Origin of the sequence: Marinobacter sp. (assembly GCF_039977835.1) — a bacterium.
Lineage (GTDB): Bacteria > Pseudomonadota > Gammaproteobacteria > Pseudomonadales > Oleiphilaceae > Marinobacter.
This window is the reverse complement of the sequence record NZ_JBDWCL010000064.1, coordinates 26106-43544: the sequence shown is the minus strand read 5'-3', so window position 1 is coordinate 43544 and position 17439 is coordinate 26106. Positions and strand designations below refer to the sequence as shown.

The 17439-nt window shown below is 59.4% G+C and carries 14 protein-coding genes; 5 read left to right on the top strand and 9 right to left on the bottom strand.

Annotated features, from left to right (window positions below; genetic code table 11):
- Window position 1: 1 nt before the first annotated feature.
- Window positions 2–1678: a dihydroxy-acid dehydratase gene (gene ilvD / locus ABJM11_RS18005; RefSeq protein ID WP_348294101.1), complete on the bottom strand. Its 1677-nt coding sequence runs from the start codon at window positions 1676–1678 to the stop codon at window positions 2–4.
- Between the two features lie 212 nt (window positions 1679–1890).
- Here ilvD and ABJM11_RS18000 point away from each other — a divergent pair, with 212 nt between their 5' ends.
- Window positions 1891–2286: a glutaredoxin gene (locus ABJM11_RS18000; protein WP_348294100.1), complete on the top strand. Its 396-nt coding sequence runs from the start codon at window positions 1891–1893 to the stop codon at window positions 2284–2286.
- A 126-nt stretch (window positions 2287–2412) separates the two neighbouring features.
- Window positions 2413–4821, top strand: coding sequence for a xylulose 5-phosphate 3-epimerase (locus ABJM11_RS17995; RefSeq protein WP_348294098.1), 2409 nt, complete (start codon window positions 2413–2415; stop codon window positions 4819–4821).
- Here ABJM11_RS17995 and ABJM11_RS17990 read toward each other — a convergent pair.
- The 4 genes from ABJM11_RS17990 to ald all read right to left on the bottom strand — a co-directional run bounded on the left by ABJM11_RS17990 (window position 4802) and on the right by ald (window position 10406).
- Entirely contained in the window at window positions 4802–7558 is a 2757-nt protein-coding gene (locus ABJM11_RS17990; protein WP_348294097.1) for an HAD-IC family P-type ATPase, read from the bottom strand. The two genes, ABJM11_RS17995 and ABJM11_RS17990, sit on opposite strands and share 20 nt — an antisense overlap.
- Window positions 7559–7694: 136 nt before the next feature.
- Window positions 7695–8306, bottom strand: a complete 612-nt coding sequence (locus ABJM11_RS17985; protein WP_348294096.1) for a Yip1 family protein — start codon at window positions 8304–8306, stop codon at window positions 7695–7697.
- A gap of 385 nt (window positions 8307–8691) precedes the next feature.
- On the bottom strand, window positions 8692–9264 hold the full coding sequence (locus ABJM11_RS17980; RefSeq protein WP_348294095.1) for a glutathione S-transferase family protein: 573 nt from the start codon (window positions 9262–9264) through the stop codon (window positions 8692–8694).
- Between the two features lie 23 nt (window positions 9265–9287).
- Window positions 9288–10406: an alanine dehydrogenase gene (gene ald / locus ABJM11_RS17975; protein ID WP_348294094.1), complete on the bottom strand. Its 1119-nt coding sequence runs from the start codon at window positions 10404–10406 to the stop codon at window positions 9288–9290.
- A gap of 159 nt (window positions 10407–10565) precedes the next feature.
- Here ald and ABJM11_RS17970 point away from each other — a divergent pair, with 159 nt between their 5' ends.
- Window positions 10566–11399: a dienelactone hydrolase family protein gene (locus ABJM11_RS17970; protein ID WP_407070013.1), complete on the top strand. Its 834-nt coding sequence runs from the start codon at window positions 10566–10568 to the stop codon at window positions 11397–11399.
- A 4-nt stretch (window positions 11400–11403) separates the two neighbouring features.
- On the opposite strand, the gene ABJM11_RS17965 is transcribed toward ABJM11_RS17970, so the two are convergent.
- The 4 genes from ABJM11_RS17965 to ABJM11_RS17950 form a co-directional block, all read right to left on the bottom strand.
- A complete protein-coding gene (locus tag ABJM11_RS17965) occupies window positions 11404–12099 on the bottom strand; it encodes a lysophospholipid acyltransferase family protein (protein ID WP_348294093.1) in 696 nt (231 codons plus the stop codon).
- A 138-nt stretch (window positions 12100–12237) separates the two neighbouring features.
- On the bottom strand, window positions 12238–12444 hold the full coding sequence (locus tag ABJM11_RS17960; RefSeq protein ID WP_007154967.1) for a cold-shock protein: 207 nt from the start codon (window positions 12442–12444) through the stop codon (window positions 12238–12240).
- Between the two features lie 240 nt (window positions 12445–12684).
- Entirely contained in the window at window positions 12685–13065 is a 381-nt protein-coding gene (crcB, locus tag ABJM11_RS17955; RefSeq protein ID WP_348294092.1) for a fluoride efflux transporter CrcB, read from the bottom strand.
- Between the two features lie 60 nt (window positions 13066–13125).
- Window positions 13126–14040 (bottom strand): LysR family transcriptional regulator, encoded by a 915-nt coding sequence (locus ABJM11_RS17950; RefSeq protein WP_348294090.1) that lies wholly within the window; start codon window positions 14038–14040, stop codon window positions 13126–13128.
- Window positions 14041–14228: 188 nt separating this feature from the next.
- Here ABJM11_RS17950 and ABJM11_RS17945 point away from each other — a divergent pair, with 188 nt between their 5' ends.
- Both ABJM11_RS17945 and ABJM11_RS17940 read left to right on the top strand, forming a co-directional pair.
- Entirely contained in the window at window positions 14229–15740 is a 1512-nt protein-coding gene (locus ABJM11_RS17945) for a CoA-acylating methylmalonate-semialdehyde dehydrogenase (protein ID WP_348294088.1), read from the top strand.
- A gap of 28 nt (window positions 15741–15768) precedes the next feature.
- Window positions 15769–17439 carry a GMC family oxidoreductase N-terminal domain-containing protein gene (locus ABJM11_RS17940; protein WP_348294087.1) on the top strand — a complete coding sequence of 557 codons (1671 nt, stop codon included), beginning with the start codon at window positions 15769–15771 and terminating at the stop codon, window positions 17437–17439.

The following is a 17439-nucleotide window of genomic DNA, read 5'->3' as shown; positions in this document are numbered from 1 at the left end:
CTCAGGGCTTGTCCGTCACCGCCCCTTCCGAAGCCGAGCTTACGGTTCTCGCATACTTTGCCAGAACCCCGCGCGTAAACCTCGGGGCTGGTTCTGACCAGGCGCCCCGGCGACGCTCCATCTCATCGGCGGGAACGTCCAGTTCGATGCGGTTGGCAACGGCATCAATCGTGATGGTGTCGCCATTCTCAACCAGCGCAAGTGGCCCGCCTTCCGCCGCTTCCGGCGTGATGTGCCCGACCACAAAGCCGTGGCTGCCACCAGAGAACCGGCCATCCGTAATCAGCGCCACGTCGCTGCCCAGGCCCTTGCCCATAATCGCGGATGTCGGTGTCAGCATCTCCCGCATGCCAGGGCCGCCTTTTGGCCCCTCATAACGGATGACCAGCACATCCCCCGCCACCACGGTGCCATCCATGATCCGCTCCTGCGCCTCTTCCTCGGAGTGAAACACCCGCGCCTTGCCGGTAAAGTGAGTCCCCTCCTTGCCGGTAATCTTGGCCACGGCACCTGTGGGTGCCAGGTTGCCGTACAGAATCCGCAGATGGCTGTCGGCCTTTATGGGGTTGTCAAAGGCATGAATGATGTCCTGGTTTTCCGGGTAGGGCGCCACGTCCCTGAGGTTTTCCGCCAGCGTCTGCCCGGTTACGGTCATGCAGTCCCCGTGCAGCATGCCCTTGTCCAACAGCATTTTCATCAGCGGCTGGATACCCCCGATAGCTACCAGTTCAGACATCATGTAATGGCCACTGGGGCGCAGGTCCGCCAGCACAGGTACCCGCTTGCCGATTTCCACGAAGTCATCCAGCGAAAGCTCAACTCCCACCGTACTGGCCATCGCCAGCAGATGCAGCACGGCGTTGGTGGAGCCCCCCAGAGCAATGACCACGGTAATCGCGTTCTCAAAGGCCTCCCGGGTCATGATATCCGAGGGCTTGATATCCCGGTCGAGCAGGTTGAGTACCGCCGCACCCGCTGCCCGGCAGTCCGCTGCTTTGGTATCGGAAACGGCATTCTGGGCCGAACTGCCCGGCAGGCTCATCCCCATGGCCTCAATAGCCGAGGCCATGGTGTTGGCGGTATACATGCCCCCACAGGAGCCCGGCCCGGGGATGGCGGTTTCCTCAATCTGTTTCACGTCGATCAGTTCCAGATCGCCACGGGCATGAGCCCCGACCGCCTCGAAGACCGAGATGATATCGGTGTGGTTCTTCCCGGGCATGATGGTGCCACCGTAGACAAACACCGACGGCCGGTTCAGACGCGCAAGGCCCATCATGCAGCCGGGCATGTTCTTGTCACAGCCCCCAATGGCAACCAGCCCATCAAACCCTTCACAGCCGGCCACGGTTTCGATGGAGTCGGCAATCACTTCCCGCGATACCAGCGAGTACTTCATGCCCTCCGTGCCGTTGGCGATGCCGTCGGACACGGTAATGGTGTTGAACGTCAGGCTTTTGCCCCCGGCCTCGTCGGCCCCCGCGGCAGACTCTTCCGCAAGCTGATTGATGTGCATGTTGCAGGGGGTCAGGTTGCTCCAGGTAGAGGCAATACCGATCTGGGGTTTGCGAAAATCCTCATCCGTGAACCCCACGGCCCGCAACATGGCCCGGCTTGCCGATTTGCCCAGACCATCCACAACCGGGGACGAGTAGCGGCGGCGCTTGTCTTCTGTCATCGCATTGTTCTCCTGTTTAACCACCGGTAAGCCCGGCCTTGTACCTGTTTTGCACATGAGATTGGCAGAAACACCCCCGCACAGCAACATACCAGCACCCCAGGGTACGCCAAGCCTGGCTCCGCCTCCTGCTGAATGATACTGTACGCGCTCCCGTGTCTGGTGAGGCGCTTTGTCGGCTCACCCCTTTAGTTCGGAGTCTTATTTCATCCATGAGAGTTATTATCCGTTATTTTTTTCGCACCCTTCGCCTGATACTGACTCCCTTCATGTTGATCAGTGAAAAACTCAGCACCCCGAAGAGCGTCGATCGGTCCCCTGAAGAACAAGGCCGTGTGGATGACGCCTGCGAGAACCTGGCACTCTACCAGTTCAGCGCCTGCCCGTTCTGCATCAAGGTTCGCAAGGAAATGGCTCGCCTGGGGCTGAACATCGAAACCCGTGATGCCCAGCACGATGCCGGTCACCGTGAAGCCCTGGCGGCCGGTGGCGGGCGCGTCAAGGTACCCTGCCTGTTGATTCGGGAAAATGACAACGAACAATGGCTGTACGAGTCCGACGACATCAGGTCCTGGCTCCAGCAGCGGTTCGAACCCGCCAGCACCTGATTCCCTCCTCCCCTACCCGGTGAACAGACGGTAAAACAAGATGCAGGTCCGAATGATCTGCATCAACGGTATTTCAGGTTCTGGCCTCTATAATCGCTTCACCTATTGAAGCCAAGGAGGCACGCCATGGCATCCCCCAGAAACCCGGAATCAGTCGAGCAGCCCGTTTCCGAATACGAGCGTTGGCGGCGCGGCTATGGCGTAATCCAGCACACGGAAACTACCTGCGCCCAGGCCCGGCGGATGGCCAGAGATCTGGTTGCCGAAGGGCTGCAACCAGACACGGGCACCGTCTACCGCAAGCTGGCCAGCCTGGACCGCCTGGCCAGTGCCGGCCTTTGGCTGGTGGCTCATATGACCTACACCAAGCGAGTTGACACCAGTGGCACACCCCTGCTGCCCAACGACTTCAAAACCAGTCCCGAGGGCCATACAGGCGGGGCGCTGAACATGGTTCCAGCCTATGCGGCTTACCTGGCGCTGAACAATCTCAGTGGCCACACCCGAAGCTGGCTTATGGGCCAGGGCCATTGTGTAGCCGCGATCGACGCGTTGAATGTCCTGACCGGCAACCTGCATCCGGAACAACAGGACCGCTACCTGGGCAAGGACGGGCTTTCCCGTCTGGTTTCCGACTTCTACAGCTACCGTCAGAGGCCGGACGGCGGCATGGAGGCGCCGCTGGGCAGCCACGTCAGTCCTCATACCGCCGGAGGCATTATCGAAGGGGGCTATCTCGGTTTCGCGGAGCTCCAGTACCCCCACATGCCGCTGCCGGGGGAGTCCCTGGTGGCCTTCCTGTCTGACGGTGCAGCGGAAGAACAGCGCGGTAGCGACTGGGTGCCACGGTGGTGGCGCGCTGAGGACTGCGGCTCGGTGCTTCCCATCATGATTGCCAATGGACGACGGATAGAGCAACGCACTGAACTGGGAACGCGCGAAGGCCTGGAACGGTTTGGCGAACACCTGGCCCATTGCGGCTTCGAGCCGTTACGTTTTGATGGCCGCGACCCGGCCGCCTTCGTTTGCGCCCTGTTCAGTATGGAGCGCAAACTGAAAGGCTATCGCCATCAGGCCCTGAACGGGGAACGGCCCTACCCCGTCCCGATCCCCTATGGCATCGCCGAAACCACCAAAGGGCATGGCTTCTACGGCGCCGGCAGCAATCCCGCCCATAACCTGCCACTGCCAGGAAACCCGAAGATCGACACCCGGGCCAGGGAACTGTTCCATCATCATGCCGGTTTACTTTGGGTACCACCTGAACAACTGACGAATGCGGTGAACGAACTCAATCAGCACTGGCAGCAGGAGCGCCCGCTGGAGCGGGACCACGCGCTGGCGACACGCAATCCGCAAGACCCGGTCATACCGATACTGCCTCCCTCCCGCGACCCGGGCTCCCCGATGCTGGCAGTGAACGATTTCTTCAATGCACTGGTCGAGGCAAATCCTGAATTAAGACCACGGGTGGGTAATCCGGACGAACTGGCCAGCAATCGCCTCGAAGGTGTGCTCAATGCCCTCAAGCACCGGGTAAACAAGCCGGAAAGCGAGCAGGAGTCTGTTCACGGGCAGATCATAACCGCTCTTAATGAGGAGGCCGTAGTGTCGGCCTGCCTGGCCAACAAGGCGGGCCTGAACCTGGTGGCCAGCTACGAGGCTTTCTGCGTAAAAATGCTGGGCGCCATCCGCCAGGAACTGATCTTTGCGCGCCAGCAGAAAGAAGTGGGGAGGCCGGCCCGCTGGCTCGGTTTTCCGGTCATTGCAACTTCACATACCTGGGAGAATGGTAAAAACCAGCAGTCCCACCAGGACACCACCTTCTGCGAGTGCCTGCTGGGTGAAATGAGCGATGTCAGCCGTGTTCTCTTCCCCGCCGACTACAACAGTACCCTGGCGGCCCTGCCCGGCGTCTATCTGGGGCGAGGCCAACTGACCTGCATGGTAATACCGAAACGTGAGCGGCCGGTTGTATTCAACAGGGACGAAGCACAGGACCTGGCAAAAAACGGGGCTCTGGTGGTGGATGAGGACACGTCCCCCGGCGAACCTGTCATGCTGATTGCCAGTGGTGCCTACCAGCTTTCCGAAATGATCCGGGCCAGCGAGCGGTTGCGGGAAACCGGTACGCCCTTCCGGCTCGTGTATGTGCAGGAGCCCGGCCGTTTCCGTGAACCCCGGGACAACCTTGAGGCGGCCCAGTGTGTTCGTGACCTGGAAAAGGAGCGCCTGTTCCCCAGGCGGATGGTGCGTCGCGTCGCCGTTACTCACATGCGCCCCGAGGTGTTTCGTGGCCACCTGTCACTGCTGTTCCCGGAGCCTTCGAAATCCCGCGTTCTCGGCTACATCAACCGCGGGGGCACCCTGAACGAAGCGGGTATGCTGTTTGCGAATCGATGCTCCTGGGCCCATGCCCTCGCTGCATGCGCAGACGTTCTGGAACGTCCCCCCGGGGAATGGCTATCCAGCGCGGAGCTGGCAGCCATTGAGGGGCGCGGTGATGCGGGGATTGTTACCCGGAGTCCGCGCTGATAGATTCTGAGGCTCCCCGGCCCAACTGCCGCCTGAGCCAGGTTTCCAGTTCAAGAATCACCAGCACGACCACCCCGGCGCTGGCTGCAAAGGCAAGCGCGCCAGGAGTAAGCGGAGCGCTGGCGAAGGTCTGGTGAAACAGCGGCAGGTAAGTAAACAGCAGCTGCAACAGAATCACGGCACCCACTGCCAGCAAAACGATAGGGGTGCCCAGCACCCCCCTCAGGGTAATGGAAGCGCTATCCAGGTAACGCACCGCGAACAGATAGAAAACCTCCATAGCCACCAATGTGTTCACTGCCAGCGTACGTGCGACCGCTTCATCCTCAAACTGAGCCATGGCCCAGTACCAGGCGGCAAAAATACCAATCAGGAACAACAGGGACACAAAAGCGACCCGCCAGACCACGAACCCTGCCAGCAGAGACTCATCCCTTGGCCGGGGAGGTCGCTTCATGACATCGGGCTCGGTAGGCTCGAACGCCAGTGTCATGGCCAGAATCACTGAGCTTACCAGGTTGACCCATAAAATCTGCAATGCTGAAATTGGCAATGTCAGCCCCAGTAAAAGCGCTGTAATAAGGCTGACGGATTCGCCGCCATTAATCGGCAGCATGAACGCAATGCCTTTCTTGAGGTTGGTGTAGACCGTACGCCCTTCGCGAACGGCAGCCGCAATACTGGCAAAATTGTCGTCCAGCAGTACCACCGAAGCTGCCTCCCGGGCAGCTTCAGAGCCTTTTACCCCCATGGCGATACCAACATCGGCCCGCTTGAGGGCGGGGGCATCATTAACACCGTCTCCGGTCATGGCGACCACACCGTGCAGGGCCTGCAACGCCTCTACCAGGCGCAGTTTGTGTTCAGGGCTGGTGCGGGCAAAGATATCCACCTCGCTGACCACCTGCTTCAGTTCGTTCTCGCCGAGCTGGTCCAACTCCCCGCCGGTTATCACGCGGTCGGTATTCGTCAACCCCAGCCGTGCGCCAATGGCGCCGGCTGTCATGGCATGATCTCCGGTGATCATCTTCACCCGGATACCGGCGTCATGGCAGTCCTGAATCGCCTGGATAGCCTCCTGTCGCGGTGGGTCCAGCAGCCCTACAAGCCCCAGCAGTTCCAGGCCATCCTCTACTTCCTCCACGGCAAGGGTGTTCTGGTAAGCATCGGCAGGCCTCCGTGCCAGTGCCAGCACCCGAAGGCCTTCCGAGGCCAGTTCGGAAACGGTGTCAGTCCACGCCTCCTTGTCGAGCGACGTGGTATCGCCGCTGTCCGTCACCATGCAGTTACACATTTCCAGGAGCCGTTCGGGCGCTCCCTTTACGTAAACCACGCCATGGCGGTGGTGGTCATGGTTGAGAGTTGCCATGAAACGGTATTCGGCGTCAAACGGCACCTCATCCGCCCGTGACCAGTGCCGTCCATCGGTTTCAGGGTCAAACCCGGCTTTCTGGGCGAATACCTTCAGTGCTCCCTCCATAGGATCGCCGGCCACCCGGACCCTGCCCTCATGACGCTCCAGATGGGCGTCGTTACACAACGCAGACGCCCTGGCCAATTGATCCAGAAGCTCACTTCCCGACACCAATTCGTTACCTTCCCGGATGTCCCCTTCAGGCTCGTAACCTTCACCCCCGATATCCAGACGCTTCCCGGCCACCACCGCAGCAGTCACCATCATTTCATTGCGGGTCAGGGTGCCGGTCTTGTCGGAACAGATCACCGACACCGCCCCAAGGGTTTCGATCACCGGCATGCGGCGCACCACGGCGTGACGGGTTGCCATTCGTCGCACACCGATGGCCAGCGTAATAGTGAGAATTGCCGGCAGTCCCTCGGGAATAGCGGCCACCGTCAGGCCCACGACTGCCATGAAGAGCTCACGAACCGGAAGCCCGCTCAGCGCGAGTCCACCGCTGAATATCGCAATGCCGGCAACAATGATGATCATGGACAGGTAGCAGGCAAAGCGGTCAATCTGCTCGAGCAACGGAGTTTTGAGGGTGGCCGTATCCTGCAGCAGGCCGGAAATCCGCCCTATTTCAGTATATTCTCCTGTCCTGACCACTACCCCCCGGCCAGTGCCCGTGGCCACCATGGTGCCCGAAAAGGCCATATTGAGCTGATCACCGAGAACAGCGTCCGCGGGCTGTACGCTGGGGGTTTTATCCACCGGTTCGGATTCACCGGTCAGCACCGCCTCTTCGATTTTCAGGTTATGGCAGCGTTCCAGTCGGAGATCCGCTGGCACCCGGTCACCAGGTTCCAGCACTACGGTATCGCCGGGCACCAGTTCCGCAGCGTCGATTTTTTTCTGCCCGCCTTCACGGATCACCACGGCTTTTGGCGCCAGCATATGCCGAATCGCCGAAAGTGCCTGTTCAGCCTTACCCTCCTGAATGAACCCGACCAGCGTCTGGATAACCACCACCGCCAAAATCACCGTGGTGTCCACCCAGTGGCCAAGCAGGGCGGTAATTACCGCAGCGGTAATCAACACGTAGATCAGGAAATTTTTAAGCTGGTTGCCAAGACGGGCCAGAGGGCCACGACGGCGTGCGGCCGGAAGCCGGTTGGGGCCATATTGCTGCAGTCTTTCCAACGCCGCCTGGGCCGACAAGGGGCCGGTTACAGCCAGCTCGGAACGGGCCCTGCCGGCATCGATGGCGTGCCACCTTCGGCCGCGCTTATCTTCAGTTTCTTGCAGTTTTGGAAGGGGAACTTCAGAGGATGGCATTAGCGGACTCCCTGGCTATGTACCTGCCGCTATTGAAACCGGACCTGGGCCCACAAGGGTTGCCTCAGATCAATATTCGCCCGAATTGGCCGGGGTTACCGGCCATTGAGTCAACGTATCGGATCACTGCCTTCGTCTAGCCGTGAATAAACACCGGCCCGAAACCATAGTTCCAGAGGATCACGGAGCCTACCCGGGTAGACACCAGAATCACCAGTGCCACGGTCAGCAGCGCACCGACGTACATAACCGCCTGATCCTTGGGGATACCCATGACAATCGGCAGGCCTTCGTACATCAGCCAGGCGCCATAGCCGGCGGCCAGCAGGAAAACCAGGGCGTTGAACCAGGGCACCGGGTACAGGAGCGCAAACCCTGCCAGAAACAACGGGGTGCAGGAATAGGCCGCCAGCGCAATGCCGTTGGATGGTATAAGCTCCTCTTTGGCGCCGTAGGTCTTAGCCATCCAGTTGATCGCATAACCCAGCGCAAAAACGCCCACAAGTATGGCCACATAGGTCAGCACACTCATCTGCAGGGCGCTGATTTCTGTAAGCTTGATTAAACGGTCACTGCCCACCGTCCAGCCAAAATGCGCCGTGGAGACGTACGCACATATAGGCGCGATGGCCGCGAGAACGAACACGTAGGCAACATAAAGCCGTCTGGGCGGGGCATGTTCCTTGCGGATTTCCGCCCACTCACTGTCGGGGTGGGTAAACAGGCCAAACGCGTGATTCAGGAGCATAGCTCGACCCTCTTGAGTTGATATTGTTATTCGCCGGTAAAAATTACGGTGTGCGGGTCTTAACGGATCAGACCCGCTGTTCTTAACTATAGTCAAGAATTGCAGAAGGAAAAACCGCACCGGCATGCAAATATCAGTGCTCCCTCGCGCTTGTACGGCTGTCCAGTCATTGACCCTGTAGCAACTACAGGGTTTTAAATTACGTGACGAGTATCGGATCTTCGCTGGTAATCCATGGGGAGAAGACATCAATGATCACGCCTGGGCCCCCTCATCTGGCCCTGAGTTCAACCAAAGTTGGTGCCTCGAAGTAGAAGCCCTCGCCTGGAGAACTTATCTGTTCAGGTGAAAAAGCCGGCCAGGTGTGGCTTCGCCGGCCAGAACGTTACGATTTTCTCGGGTCTGTGGCACCAACCAGTTCATCGTTGCGAAAGTGGTCCCGGAAACTGAGCAGGCTTTCAACGCCGGTAAAATCCACCAAGTCCCTGAAGTCCACCCAATCAACAAGGCTATAGAGGCAGATAGCGGGGTAGTTCCACTGACTGAACTGGCCATCATCGACCATGGCCGCGAGGGTTCGCATCGTTGTCATGATGCGTTCGCGCTGAAGGTTGAAGAACATCAGATTCTCGCTGATGTCGATGCCCGAGCGGGACGACAATAGCAGGATAACGGCGGAATCATTGGCGGCATCAATCAGCGTCAGCTGATTTTCCTGATCCCAGGTCAACGGAGCACTGCCCTGTTTCTCACTGATATAACGGGCAATCACCCGGGAGTCGTAAATCTCCTGGCTGCCATCAACAAGCATGGGGATTTTAAGCGCGGGATTGTTGCGCCGGAGTTCGTCCCTGCCCTCGCCATAGATGTCGAGGTTGACGAACTCGTAGTCACTGTTGCCAAGCAACAGGCGGATACGACGAACATAGGGGGATGTGGTAGAGCCGATCAGTTTCATGGAATCTCCTCGTGTGGATGGGGTTACTGGCCGAGCAAAGACTCGGGGGAAGCAAACTCGTAACCGGTGGACTCTGCAACCTCGCGAAACGTTACCCTGCCCTGATAGACATTGAGGCCATTACGCAAGTGATGGTCATCTTTCATCGCCTGCTCCGGACCCTTGTTCGCCAGGGCGGCAATGAACGGCAGTGTTACATTATTCAACGCCAGTGTAGAAGTCCTGGCAACGGCACCCGGCATATTCGCAACGCAATAGTGCACAACACCATCCACCACGTAGGTCGGGGCATCATGAGTGGTGGGCCTGGAGGTTTCGGTACAACCGCCCTGATCGATAGCCACATCCACGATGACACTCCCCTCCGGCATCCTGCTGACCATGTCGCGGCTGACCAGCTTGGGCGCGGACGCGCCCGGAATCAGCACCCCGCCGATAACCAGGTCCGATTCGGTCACTGCCTCGTCCAGGGTGGCAGCGGTGGAGAACAGTGTGGTGATGCGGTTAGCGTACAGATGGTCGAGATTTCTCAGCACGTCCATGTTGCGGTCCAGAACGGTGACCTGGGCGCCCAGCCCGATAGCCATGGCTACGGCATTCTGCCCGACCACACCCCCGCCAATCACCGTTATCCGCGCCGGACTGACGCCAGGCACACCACCGAGCAGCACGCCGCGGCCGCCCAGGGACTTCTCCAGGCAGTGAGCGCCGGCCTGGATCGACATTCTCCCCGCCACTTCCGACATGGGCGCCAGCAGTGGCAACCGGCCGTGGCTGTCAGTGACAGTTTCGTAGGCAACGCAGGTGGCGCCGGATTCCACCAGATCATCCGTCTGGGCCTGGTCCGGCGCCAGGTGGAGGTAGGTGAACAGGGTATGATCCGGGGTCAACAAGGACCTTTCATCGGCCTGGGGCTCTTTTACCTTGACGATCAGCTCTGCGGCGGCAAACACGGCCGGGCCATCGGCGAGAATCTCCGCACCGGCCTTGCGATAATCCTCATCCCCGAACCCGATAGCAGCGCCCGCATCGGCCTGGACATACACGCTGTGCCCGTGACCACAAAGTTCGTGAACCGCTGCCGGGGTCATCCCTACCCGGTACTCATGGTTCTTGATTTCCCTCGGTACGCCGATCTTCATACGTTGCCCCTTGAATCCATCCGGTAAACAATGTGTCATCCCGTAGAGTGTAGTAAAAAGGTATGACACCGGCAGTAGCAAATGAATGCATCGGTTCAACGGACTCCGGCGTAAAACACCGAAGCCACCAGACAATCGACCCAAACGGAGCAGGAACGAATGAATACTCACAAACGTGCGCTAGCGGCAATTCCCTTTCCCCGGCCCGCGGCGCTTTCACTCGCCGCAGCCCTTACCCTGGCAAGTGGGCAGGTAACAGCAGAAATGCAGACAGAAACCGTGGAATACAAAGTCAATGGCGAGTCCTTCACCGGCTACATGGCTTACGACGACGAAGCCGAGGGCAAACGCCCTGGCGTTCTGGTGGTTCACGAATGGTGGGGCCACAACGAGTTTGCCCGTGAGCAGGCGGAAAAACTTGCTGCCGCAGGCTATACCGCGTTTGCTCTGGATATGTACGGCTCGGGCAAACTCGCCGAGCACCCCGATGACGCGCAGGCGTTCATGAAGGAGGCAACCAAAGATATTGACCAGGTGAAGGCCCGATTTATGGCCGCCAAGGAGTTGTTGCAACAGCACGACAGTGTCGACAGCAACAAGATTGCGGCACAAGGGTACTGTTTCGGGGGTGCCGTGGTGTTGAACATGGCCCGACTGGGTGTGGATCTGGACGCCGTGGTCAGTTATCACGGCGCCCTGGGAAGCCCCATCAAGGCTGAAGCGGGCAAGGTCCAGCCCCGGATTCACGTCTACACGGGTGGCGCGGACCAGATGGTTCCGTCAGACCAGGTGTCTGCCCTGGTAAAAGAGATGCAGGACGCCGAAGCCGATCTGACCCTGGTCAGTTTTCCCGGGGTACTGCACTCCTTCACCAACCCCGGTGCAGACCAGGTGGCCGAGGAATTCGACATGCCCATTGCCTACGATGAGGATGCCGCAAAGCGTTCCTGGGACGGCACCATGCGACTGTACGACGAAGTCTTCAAAGACTGAGCCTTCAGAGGGCACCTTCGATGGTGCCCTTCACTTCTTCCCTCACCTCTTCCACCTCACGATCGGCAGTAGAAACTGGCGGATGGATAACAATATCTATGACCCCCGGCAAAAACGCCGCTGTTCCCTTGGGAAGGCAGTCATGAGACCCCCGTATGGTCACCGGCAGAATGGGCAGTTTGCCATCACGGGCAATCACAAACCCGCCTTTCTTGAATGGTAGTAAGTTACCATCCCAGGAACGGGTTCCCTCAGGAAATATCAGAATACTGGTGCTCTCAGGCAATTGCGCCACCCCCCGTTTGATGCTTTCCAGCGCATCGCTGCCTTTGGAGCGGTCAATAAACAGGTTGCGTGACGTCTCGAGGGCGAGTCCAAACAACGGCACTTTTCTCAACTCTTTCTTGATTACCCAGCGGTACTGCAGCCCCAGAGCCAGTACCAGGGCTGGTGGATCAAAGTAGGAAGCATGGTTGCTGAGGATAACGTAACGCTGGGCCGGGTCGATGTTCTCACGCCCGGAAACCCGCAGGCGAATGCCGGTCAGTTTAAGGATGCACCAGGCATAGACCTGAGTGCCGAAAAAGGCGGCATTGCCACTTCGGCCAGCCAATGCAGCAACGACGATAGGCAGGAAAAGAATCAGTGTGAGGAGCGCGGCCCAGAACAGTATCCAGACAGCTTTCAGGATTTTCAGCATAGGGGCCCCTGAGCAATATAACGGCTCTGCTATCGCAGACGGCAGGGGGTAAAAGATGTCATATCCGGGCCGCAATCACAAAAGCCGGGCACAAAAAAAGGCAGCCTAAGCTGCCTTTCTGGCGATAACAACTATCGTTTAGATAGCAGTTACATTTTCCGCCTGAGGACCTTTCTGGCCCTGAGTAACGGTGAACTCAACCTGCTGGCCTTCTGCCAGGGTCTTGAAACCGCTGCCCTGAATTGCGCTGTAGTGAACGAATACGTCCGGGCCGCCTTCACGAGTGATAAAGCCAAAGCCTTTAGCTTCGTTGAAGAACTTAACAGTGCCGGTAGTAGTAGACATACTTAAACATTCCTGAAATCAATCATTTTATCTTGCTGCCAAGCCATCGTCATGATGCCCGGTCAGCGTTTACGGAAATACAGAACTCGCGGAATCAAAAACAGGACGGTCACTACTAACTGCGGAGATACGTTCTATTCATGAAAGCTTTGCTGAATCTTTCCTACGAAAATAACTTTACTCTTTGTTACCGGGATTGCCAAGCCTATTTTCAATTTATTGCATAAGTAGTGGTACCCATCATCCGCGGACCAGGCCAAAGGTGTAAATTCCCAATGCGGTCATAAGGATAGAGCCCACCACGTGGGCGAGTATGCCGGCCAGGGCCATGCTCCACTTGCCTTCCTGGATGGCAGAAAACATTTCCAGGGAGAAGGTAGAGAAGGTGGTCAGTGCCCCACAGAGGCCGGTTATGGCAAACAGGCGCCACTCGGGGGCGAGGGAACTGCCGTGCACGAAGTAGCCAATCAGCAGGCCAACAAGCCAGCCGCCGGAGAGGTTCGCAGCAAGGGTGCCGTAGGGGATGGCGTGGTAGGTGCTGTTGAGCCACAGGCCCAGGGCCCATCTCAGGTTAGCGCCTATGACGGCTCCGGCGCTTACGGCCAGGATTGATAGCCACATTCTTCTTGTTTACCTCATGCTTGGGTGTACGCCGGAGTATGCCGTCAAACCACTTCGAAGTTAAGCTACTGGTCCGCCAACGCCCCAGACGCCGGCCAAAGCCTCCAGTGCTTCGGCAATCAGTGGTTCATCCTGCCGATCCCGATGCCAGACGAAACTCAGGGCACAGGGCAACTGAACCCCTTCCACCACTACCAAGCCCCGTTCCTGGCGCTCGGCCATGGCCAGGGCGTCCCTGGCGAGGCTGAGGCCGACTCCGGCCCGGACCAGGTCCAGCATGCAGGCTTCCTGGTCAACCTGCGCAACACCGTGGGGAACCAGGCCCAGCGGTTCCAGGGTGCCCTTGAGTAACCGGTGATGAACGGAATTCTCCGGGGTCACGATCCAGGGCATGGTGGCCAGCTCGGACCACCCGTTGGACAGGAGCCGCTGGCCCCAGCCCGCCGGAGCGATCACGTAGTAGTGAAACCGGGTGAGTTCCCGATGGGCGACTTCCGGTGCCAGTGCGCCTGGGCCGACACCGGGCGGAGCGAGGAAGAAACCGACGTCCAGGCGGCCATCCCGGACCTGCTCCAGTACGCTCCCACTCATTCCCTGTCGCAACTCCGTTTCGAGCTGGGGCGCGCGTTCCACCAGCCGGTGCAGGAAGGCACCCAGGCGAATGAACTCGGGGTCGACGATGGTGCCCAGCCTGAGGCGTCCCCGCAGGGTGCTGTGCAGTGCCCGGGCGTTCTGTTCGAACGCCGACATGGCCGCCAGCGCTTTCTCGGCGGAAGGCAACAACGCCTGACCGTCGGGCGTGAGGACCAGGCCCTGGGGTCTCCGCAGGAACAGCTTCAGGTCCAGCTCATCCTGCAGGTGCTTGAGTTTCAGGCTCACCGCCGGTTGGGTCAGGTGAAGTCTGGCCGCTGCACGGGAGACACTGCCCTCACGGGCAACCGTAACGAATGCCCGCAGGCTCTGGAGCGGGTGCATGAAGGGCCTCTTTCCCAATGAAATTGGTATAAGTTTAACTTATATCGTGGTTTTAGAAATCTCAATTGCTTTGGTGCCCGATCCACTCTAGCCTGAATGATCAAATATCCACCAATCTCGCTGAGAAACCAGAATCGTTACATCAAAGGCGAATTGGGAAGAGTTCACGGGAAACGATCGAGGCGTTCATGACCACCGCAACCATCCAGCATTATATCAATGGCGAAATATCACCGGGCGTTTCCGACCAGTGTCAGGACGTGTCCAACCCGGCCACCGGAAAGGTGACTGGCCAGGTTGCCCTCGCCACTCGTGCAGATGTCGATGCCGCCGTGGCCGCGGCCGATGCGGCCTTTCCCGCGTGGGCAGACACGCCGCCCATCCGCCGCGCCCGTGTGATGTTCAAATTCCTGGAACTGCTCAACCGGCACAAGGACGAGCTGGCCCGGACCATTACTGCCGAGCACGGCAAGGTCTTCACCGATGCCCAGGGCGAAGTGGCCCGCGGCATCGACATCGTGGAATTCGCCTGTGGCATTCCGCAGTTACTGAAAGGCGATTACACTGAACAGGTGAGCACCGGCATCGACAACTGGACCATGCGCCAGCCCCTGGGTGTGGTGGCGGGAGTCACCCCGTTCAATTTTCCGGTCATGGTGCCCATGTGGATGTTCCCGGTCGCCATCGCGGCGGGTAACACCTTTGTGCTGAAACCCAGCCCGCTGGACCCGAGCGCCTCATTGATGATTGCAGACCTGCTTAAACAGGCGGGCCTGCCTGATGGCGTGTTCAACGTGATTCAGGGCGACAAGGAAGCGGTGGAAGCGCTGATAGAGCATCCGGATGTGCAGGCCTTGAGTTTTGTCGGCTCCACCCCGATAGCCAACCTGCTCTACGAGAAAGGCGCGAAACACGGCAAGCGTATCCAGGCCCTTGGTGGCGCCAAGAACCATATGGTGGTGATGCCCGATGCTGACCTGGACAAGGCAGTGGACGCCCTGATTGGCGCGGCCTACGGCAGTGCCGGGGAGCGCTGCATGGCCATCAGCGTGGCGGTGCTGGTTGGCGATGTGGCGGACCGCATCATGCCCCGGCTGGCGGAACGGGCGAGGACACTGAAAGTAAAAAATGGCGAGCATCTTGACGCCGAGATGGGCCCCATCGTCACGGCTGCCGCACACCAGCGAATTACCGGCTACATTGACAAGGGGGTGACCGAAGGTGCCGAACTGGTGGTCGACGGCCGGGAATTTGATGCCTCGAACACCGGGGAAGGCTGTGAGGATGGCTTCTGGATGGGCGGCTCCCTGTTTGACCATGTGACGCCGGAGATGACCATTTACCGGGAGGAGATTTTTGGCCCGGTTCTGGCCTGTGTACGGGTTCCGGATATCGCCACTGCCATCCGGCTGATCAACGACCATGAGTTCGGCAACGGCGTGAGCTGTTTTACCGAAAGCGGCACTGTAGCCAGGGAATTCGGCCGTCGTATTCAGGTAGGGATGGTGGGCATTAACGTGCCTATTCCGGTGCCCATGGCCTGGCACGGCTTTGGGGGCTGGAAGCGGTCCCTGTTCGGAGACACCCACGCGTATGGCGAGGAAGGCGTAAAGTTCTACACACGCCAGAAATCCATTATGCAGCGCTGGTCCGATTCCATCGACGCCGGTGCGGAATTTGTCATGCCGACGGCCAAATAACGGCTGAGCCAGCTGTGGAGAAAACGCCATGTCCGACAACAAGAACGCACAGGGGCAGCAGGAGTTCGACTACATCGTGATCGGTGCCGGCACCGCTGGCTGCCTGCTGGCCAACCGCCTGAGTTCGGACCCGGCGAACCGGGTATTACTGATCGAAGCCGGCGGGCGGGACAATTACCACTGGATCCACATCCCCGTCGGTTACCTGTACTGCATCGATAATCCCCGCACCGACTGGCGCTTCCGCACCGAGCCGGACCCGGGCCTCAACGGACGCTCGCTGATCTATCCCCGGGGCAAGACCCTGGGCGGCTGCTCCAGCATCAACGGGATGCTCTACATTCGCGGTCAGGCCCGTGATTACAATCAATGGGCCGAGTTCACCGGCGAGGACGCCTGGCGCTGGGACAACTGCCTGCCCGACTTCATGCGTCATGAGGATCACTATCGCCTGGATGAGGGGGGTGATGCCGACCCCGACCACGACTTATACCACGGCCACGGGGGCGAATGGCGCGTGGAGCACCAGCGCCTGAAATGGAAAATACTGGAAGACTTCGCCACCGCCTGCGTTGAATCCGGCATTCCCCGCACCCGGGATTTCAACCGCGGCGACAACGAGGGCGTGGACTACTTCGAAGTGAACCAGCGCTCGGGCTGGCGCTGGAACACTTCCAAGGCCTTTCTCAGGGGCGCCGAAAAGCGGCCCAACCTGACACTCTGGCACTCCACCCATGTGCTCGGCCTGGAAACGGCGACCTCCGGCGAGCGCCCCCGCTGCACCGGCGTGCGTGTTGAGCGGCCGGGCGACGGTGAAGTGGTTGCCAGGGTGAGGCGGGAGGTCATTCTCTGCGCAGGGGCCATCGGCTCACCCCAACTGCTACAGCTTTCAGGCATCGGGCCAGCAGCACTTCTGAAGGAGCATGGCATCGAGGTGGTCAAAGACCTGCCCGGTGTTGGCGAGAATCTGCAGGACCACCTGCAGATCCGGTCCGTGTACAAGGTGAGCGGCGTTACTACCCTGAATACCATGGTTCATTCTCTGATGGGCAAGGCCCGCATCGGACTGGAATACCTGCTGACCCGCTCCGGCCCCATGAGCATGGCGCCCTCCCAGCTCTGCCTGTTCACCCGCAGCTCTGATGAATATGACTACGCCAATATCCAATACCACGTCCAGCCCCTGAGCCTGGACGCGTTCGGCCAGCCTCTGCATGATTTCCCGGCCATCACCGCCAGTGTCTGCAACCTGAACCCCACCAGCCGAGGCACGGTGCGCATTCGCAGTAAAGACCCTAGGCAGGCTCCCGCCATTGCCCCAAACTACTTGAGCACACCGGAAGACAGGAAAGTGGCCGCGGACTCATTGCGGGTCACCCGACGCATTGCGGAGCAACCAGCCTTCACGCAGTACCGGCCGGAAGAGTTCAAACCCGGCCTGCAATACCAGACTGACGAGGAACTGACCAAACTGGCGGGCGATATCGGGACCACCATTTTTCATCCGGTAGGCACGACCCGTATGGGGCGGGCCGACGATGATCTGGCTGTGGTGGACCCTCACTTGCGGGTACGCGGCGTCGATGGCCTGAGAGTTGTCGATGCAGGCGTGATGCCCACCATTACCAGCGGCAACACCAACTCGCCCACGCTGATGATTGCAGAAAAAGCCGCCCGCTGGATCCTGGGCGGCTCATAG

Coding starts and splice junctions, on each gene's coding strand:
- ilvD (WP_348294101.1), bottom strand. CDS start 1,678: ATGACAGAAGACAAGCGCCGCCGCTACTCGTCCCCGGTTGTGGATGGT.
- ABJM11_RS18000 (WP_348294100.1), top strand. CDS start 1,891: ATGAGAGTTATTATCCGTTATTTTTTTCGCACCCTTCGCCTGATACTG.
- ABJM11_RS17995 (WP_348294098.1), top strand. CDS start 2,413: ATGGCATCCCCCAGAAACCCGGAATCAGTCGAGCAGCCCGTTTCCGAA.
- ABJM11_RS17990 (WP_348294097.1), bottom strand. CDS start 7,558: ATGCCATCCTCTGAAGTTCCCCTTCCAAAACTGCAAGAAACTGAAGAT.
- ABJM11_RS17985 (WP_348294096.1), bottom strand. CDS start 8,306: ATGCTCCTGAATCACGCGTTTGGCCTGTTTACCCACCCCGACAGTGAG.
- ABJM11_RS17980 (WP_348294095.1), bottom strand. CDS start 9,264: ATGAAACTGATCGGCTCTACCACATCCCCCTATGTTCGTCGTATCCGC.
- ald (WP_348294094.1), bottom strand. CDS start 10,406: ATGAAGATCGGCGTACCGAGGGAAATCAAGAACCATGAGTACCGGGTA.
- ABJM11_RS17970 (WP_407070013.1), top strand. CDS start 10,566: ATGAATACTCACAAACGTGCGCTAGCGGCAATTCCCTTTCCCCGGCCC.
- ABJM11_RS17965 (WP_348294093.1), bottom strand. CDS start 12,099: ATGCTGAAAATCCTGAAAGCTGTCTGGATACTGTTCTGGGCCGCGCTC.
- ABJM11_RS17960 (WP_007154967.1), bottom strand. CDS start 12,444: ATGTCTACTACTACCGGCACTGTTAAGTTCTTCAACGAAGCTAAAGGC.
- crcB (WP_348294092.1), bottom strand. CDS start 13,065: ATGTGGCTATCAATCCTGGCCGTAAGCGCCGGAGCCGTCATAGGCGCT.
- ABJM11_RS17950 (WP_348294090.1), bottom strand. CDS start 14,040: ATGCACCCGCTCCAGAGCCTGCGGGCATTCGTTACGGTTGCCCGTGAG.
- ABJM11_RS17945 (WP_348294088.1), top strand. CDS start 14,229: ATGACCACCGCAACCATCCAGCATTATATCAATGGCGAAATATCACCG.
- ABJM11_RS17940 (WP_348294087.1), top strand. CDS start 15,769: ATGTCCGACAACAAGAACGCACAGGGGCAGCAGGAGTTCGACTACATC.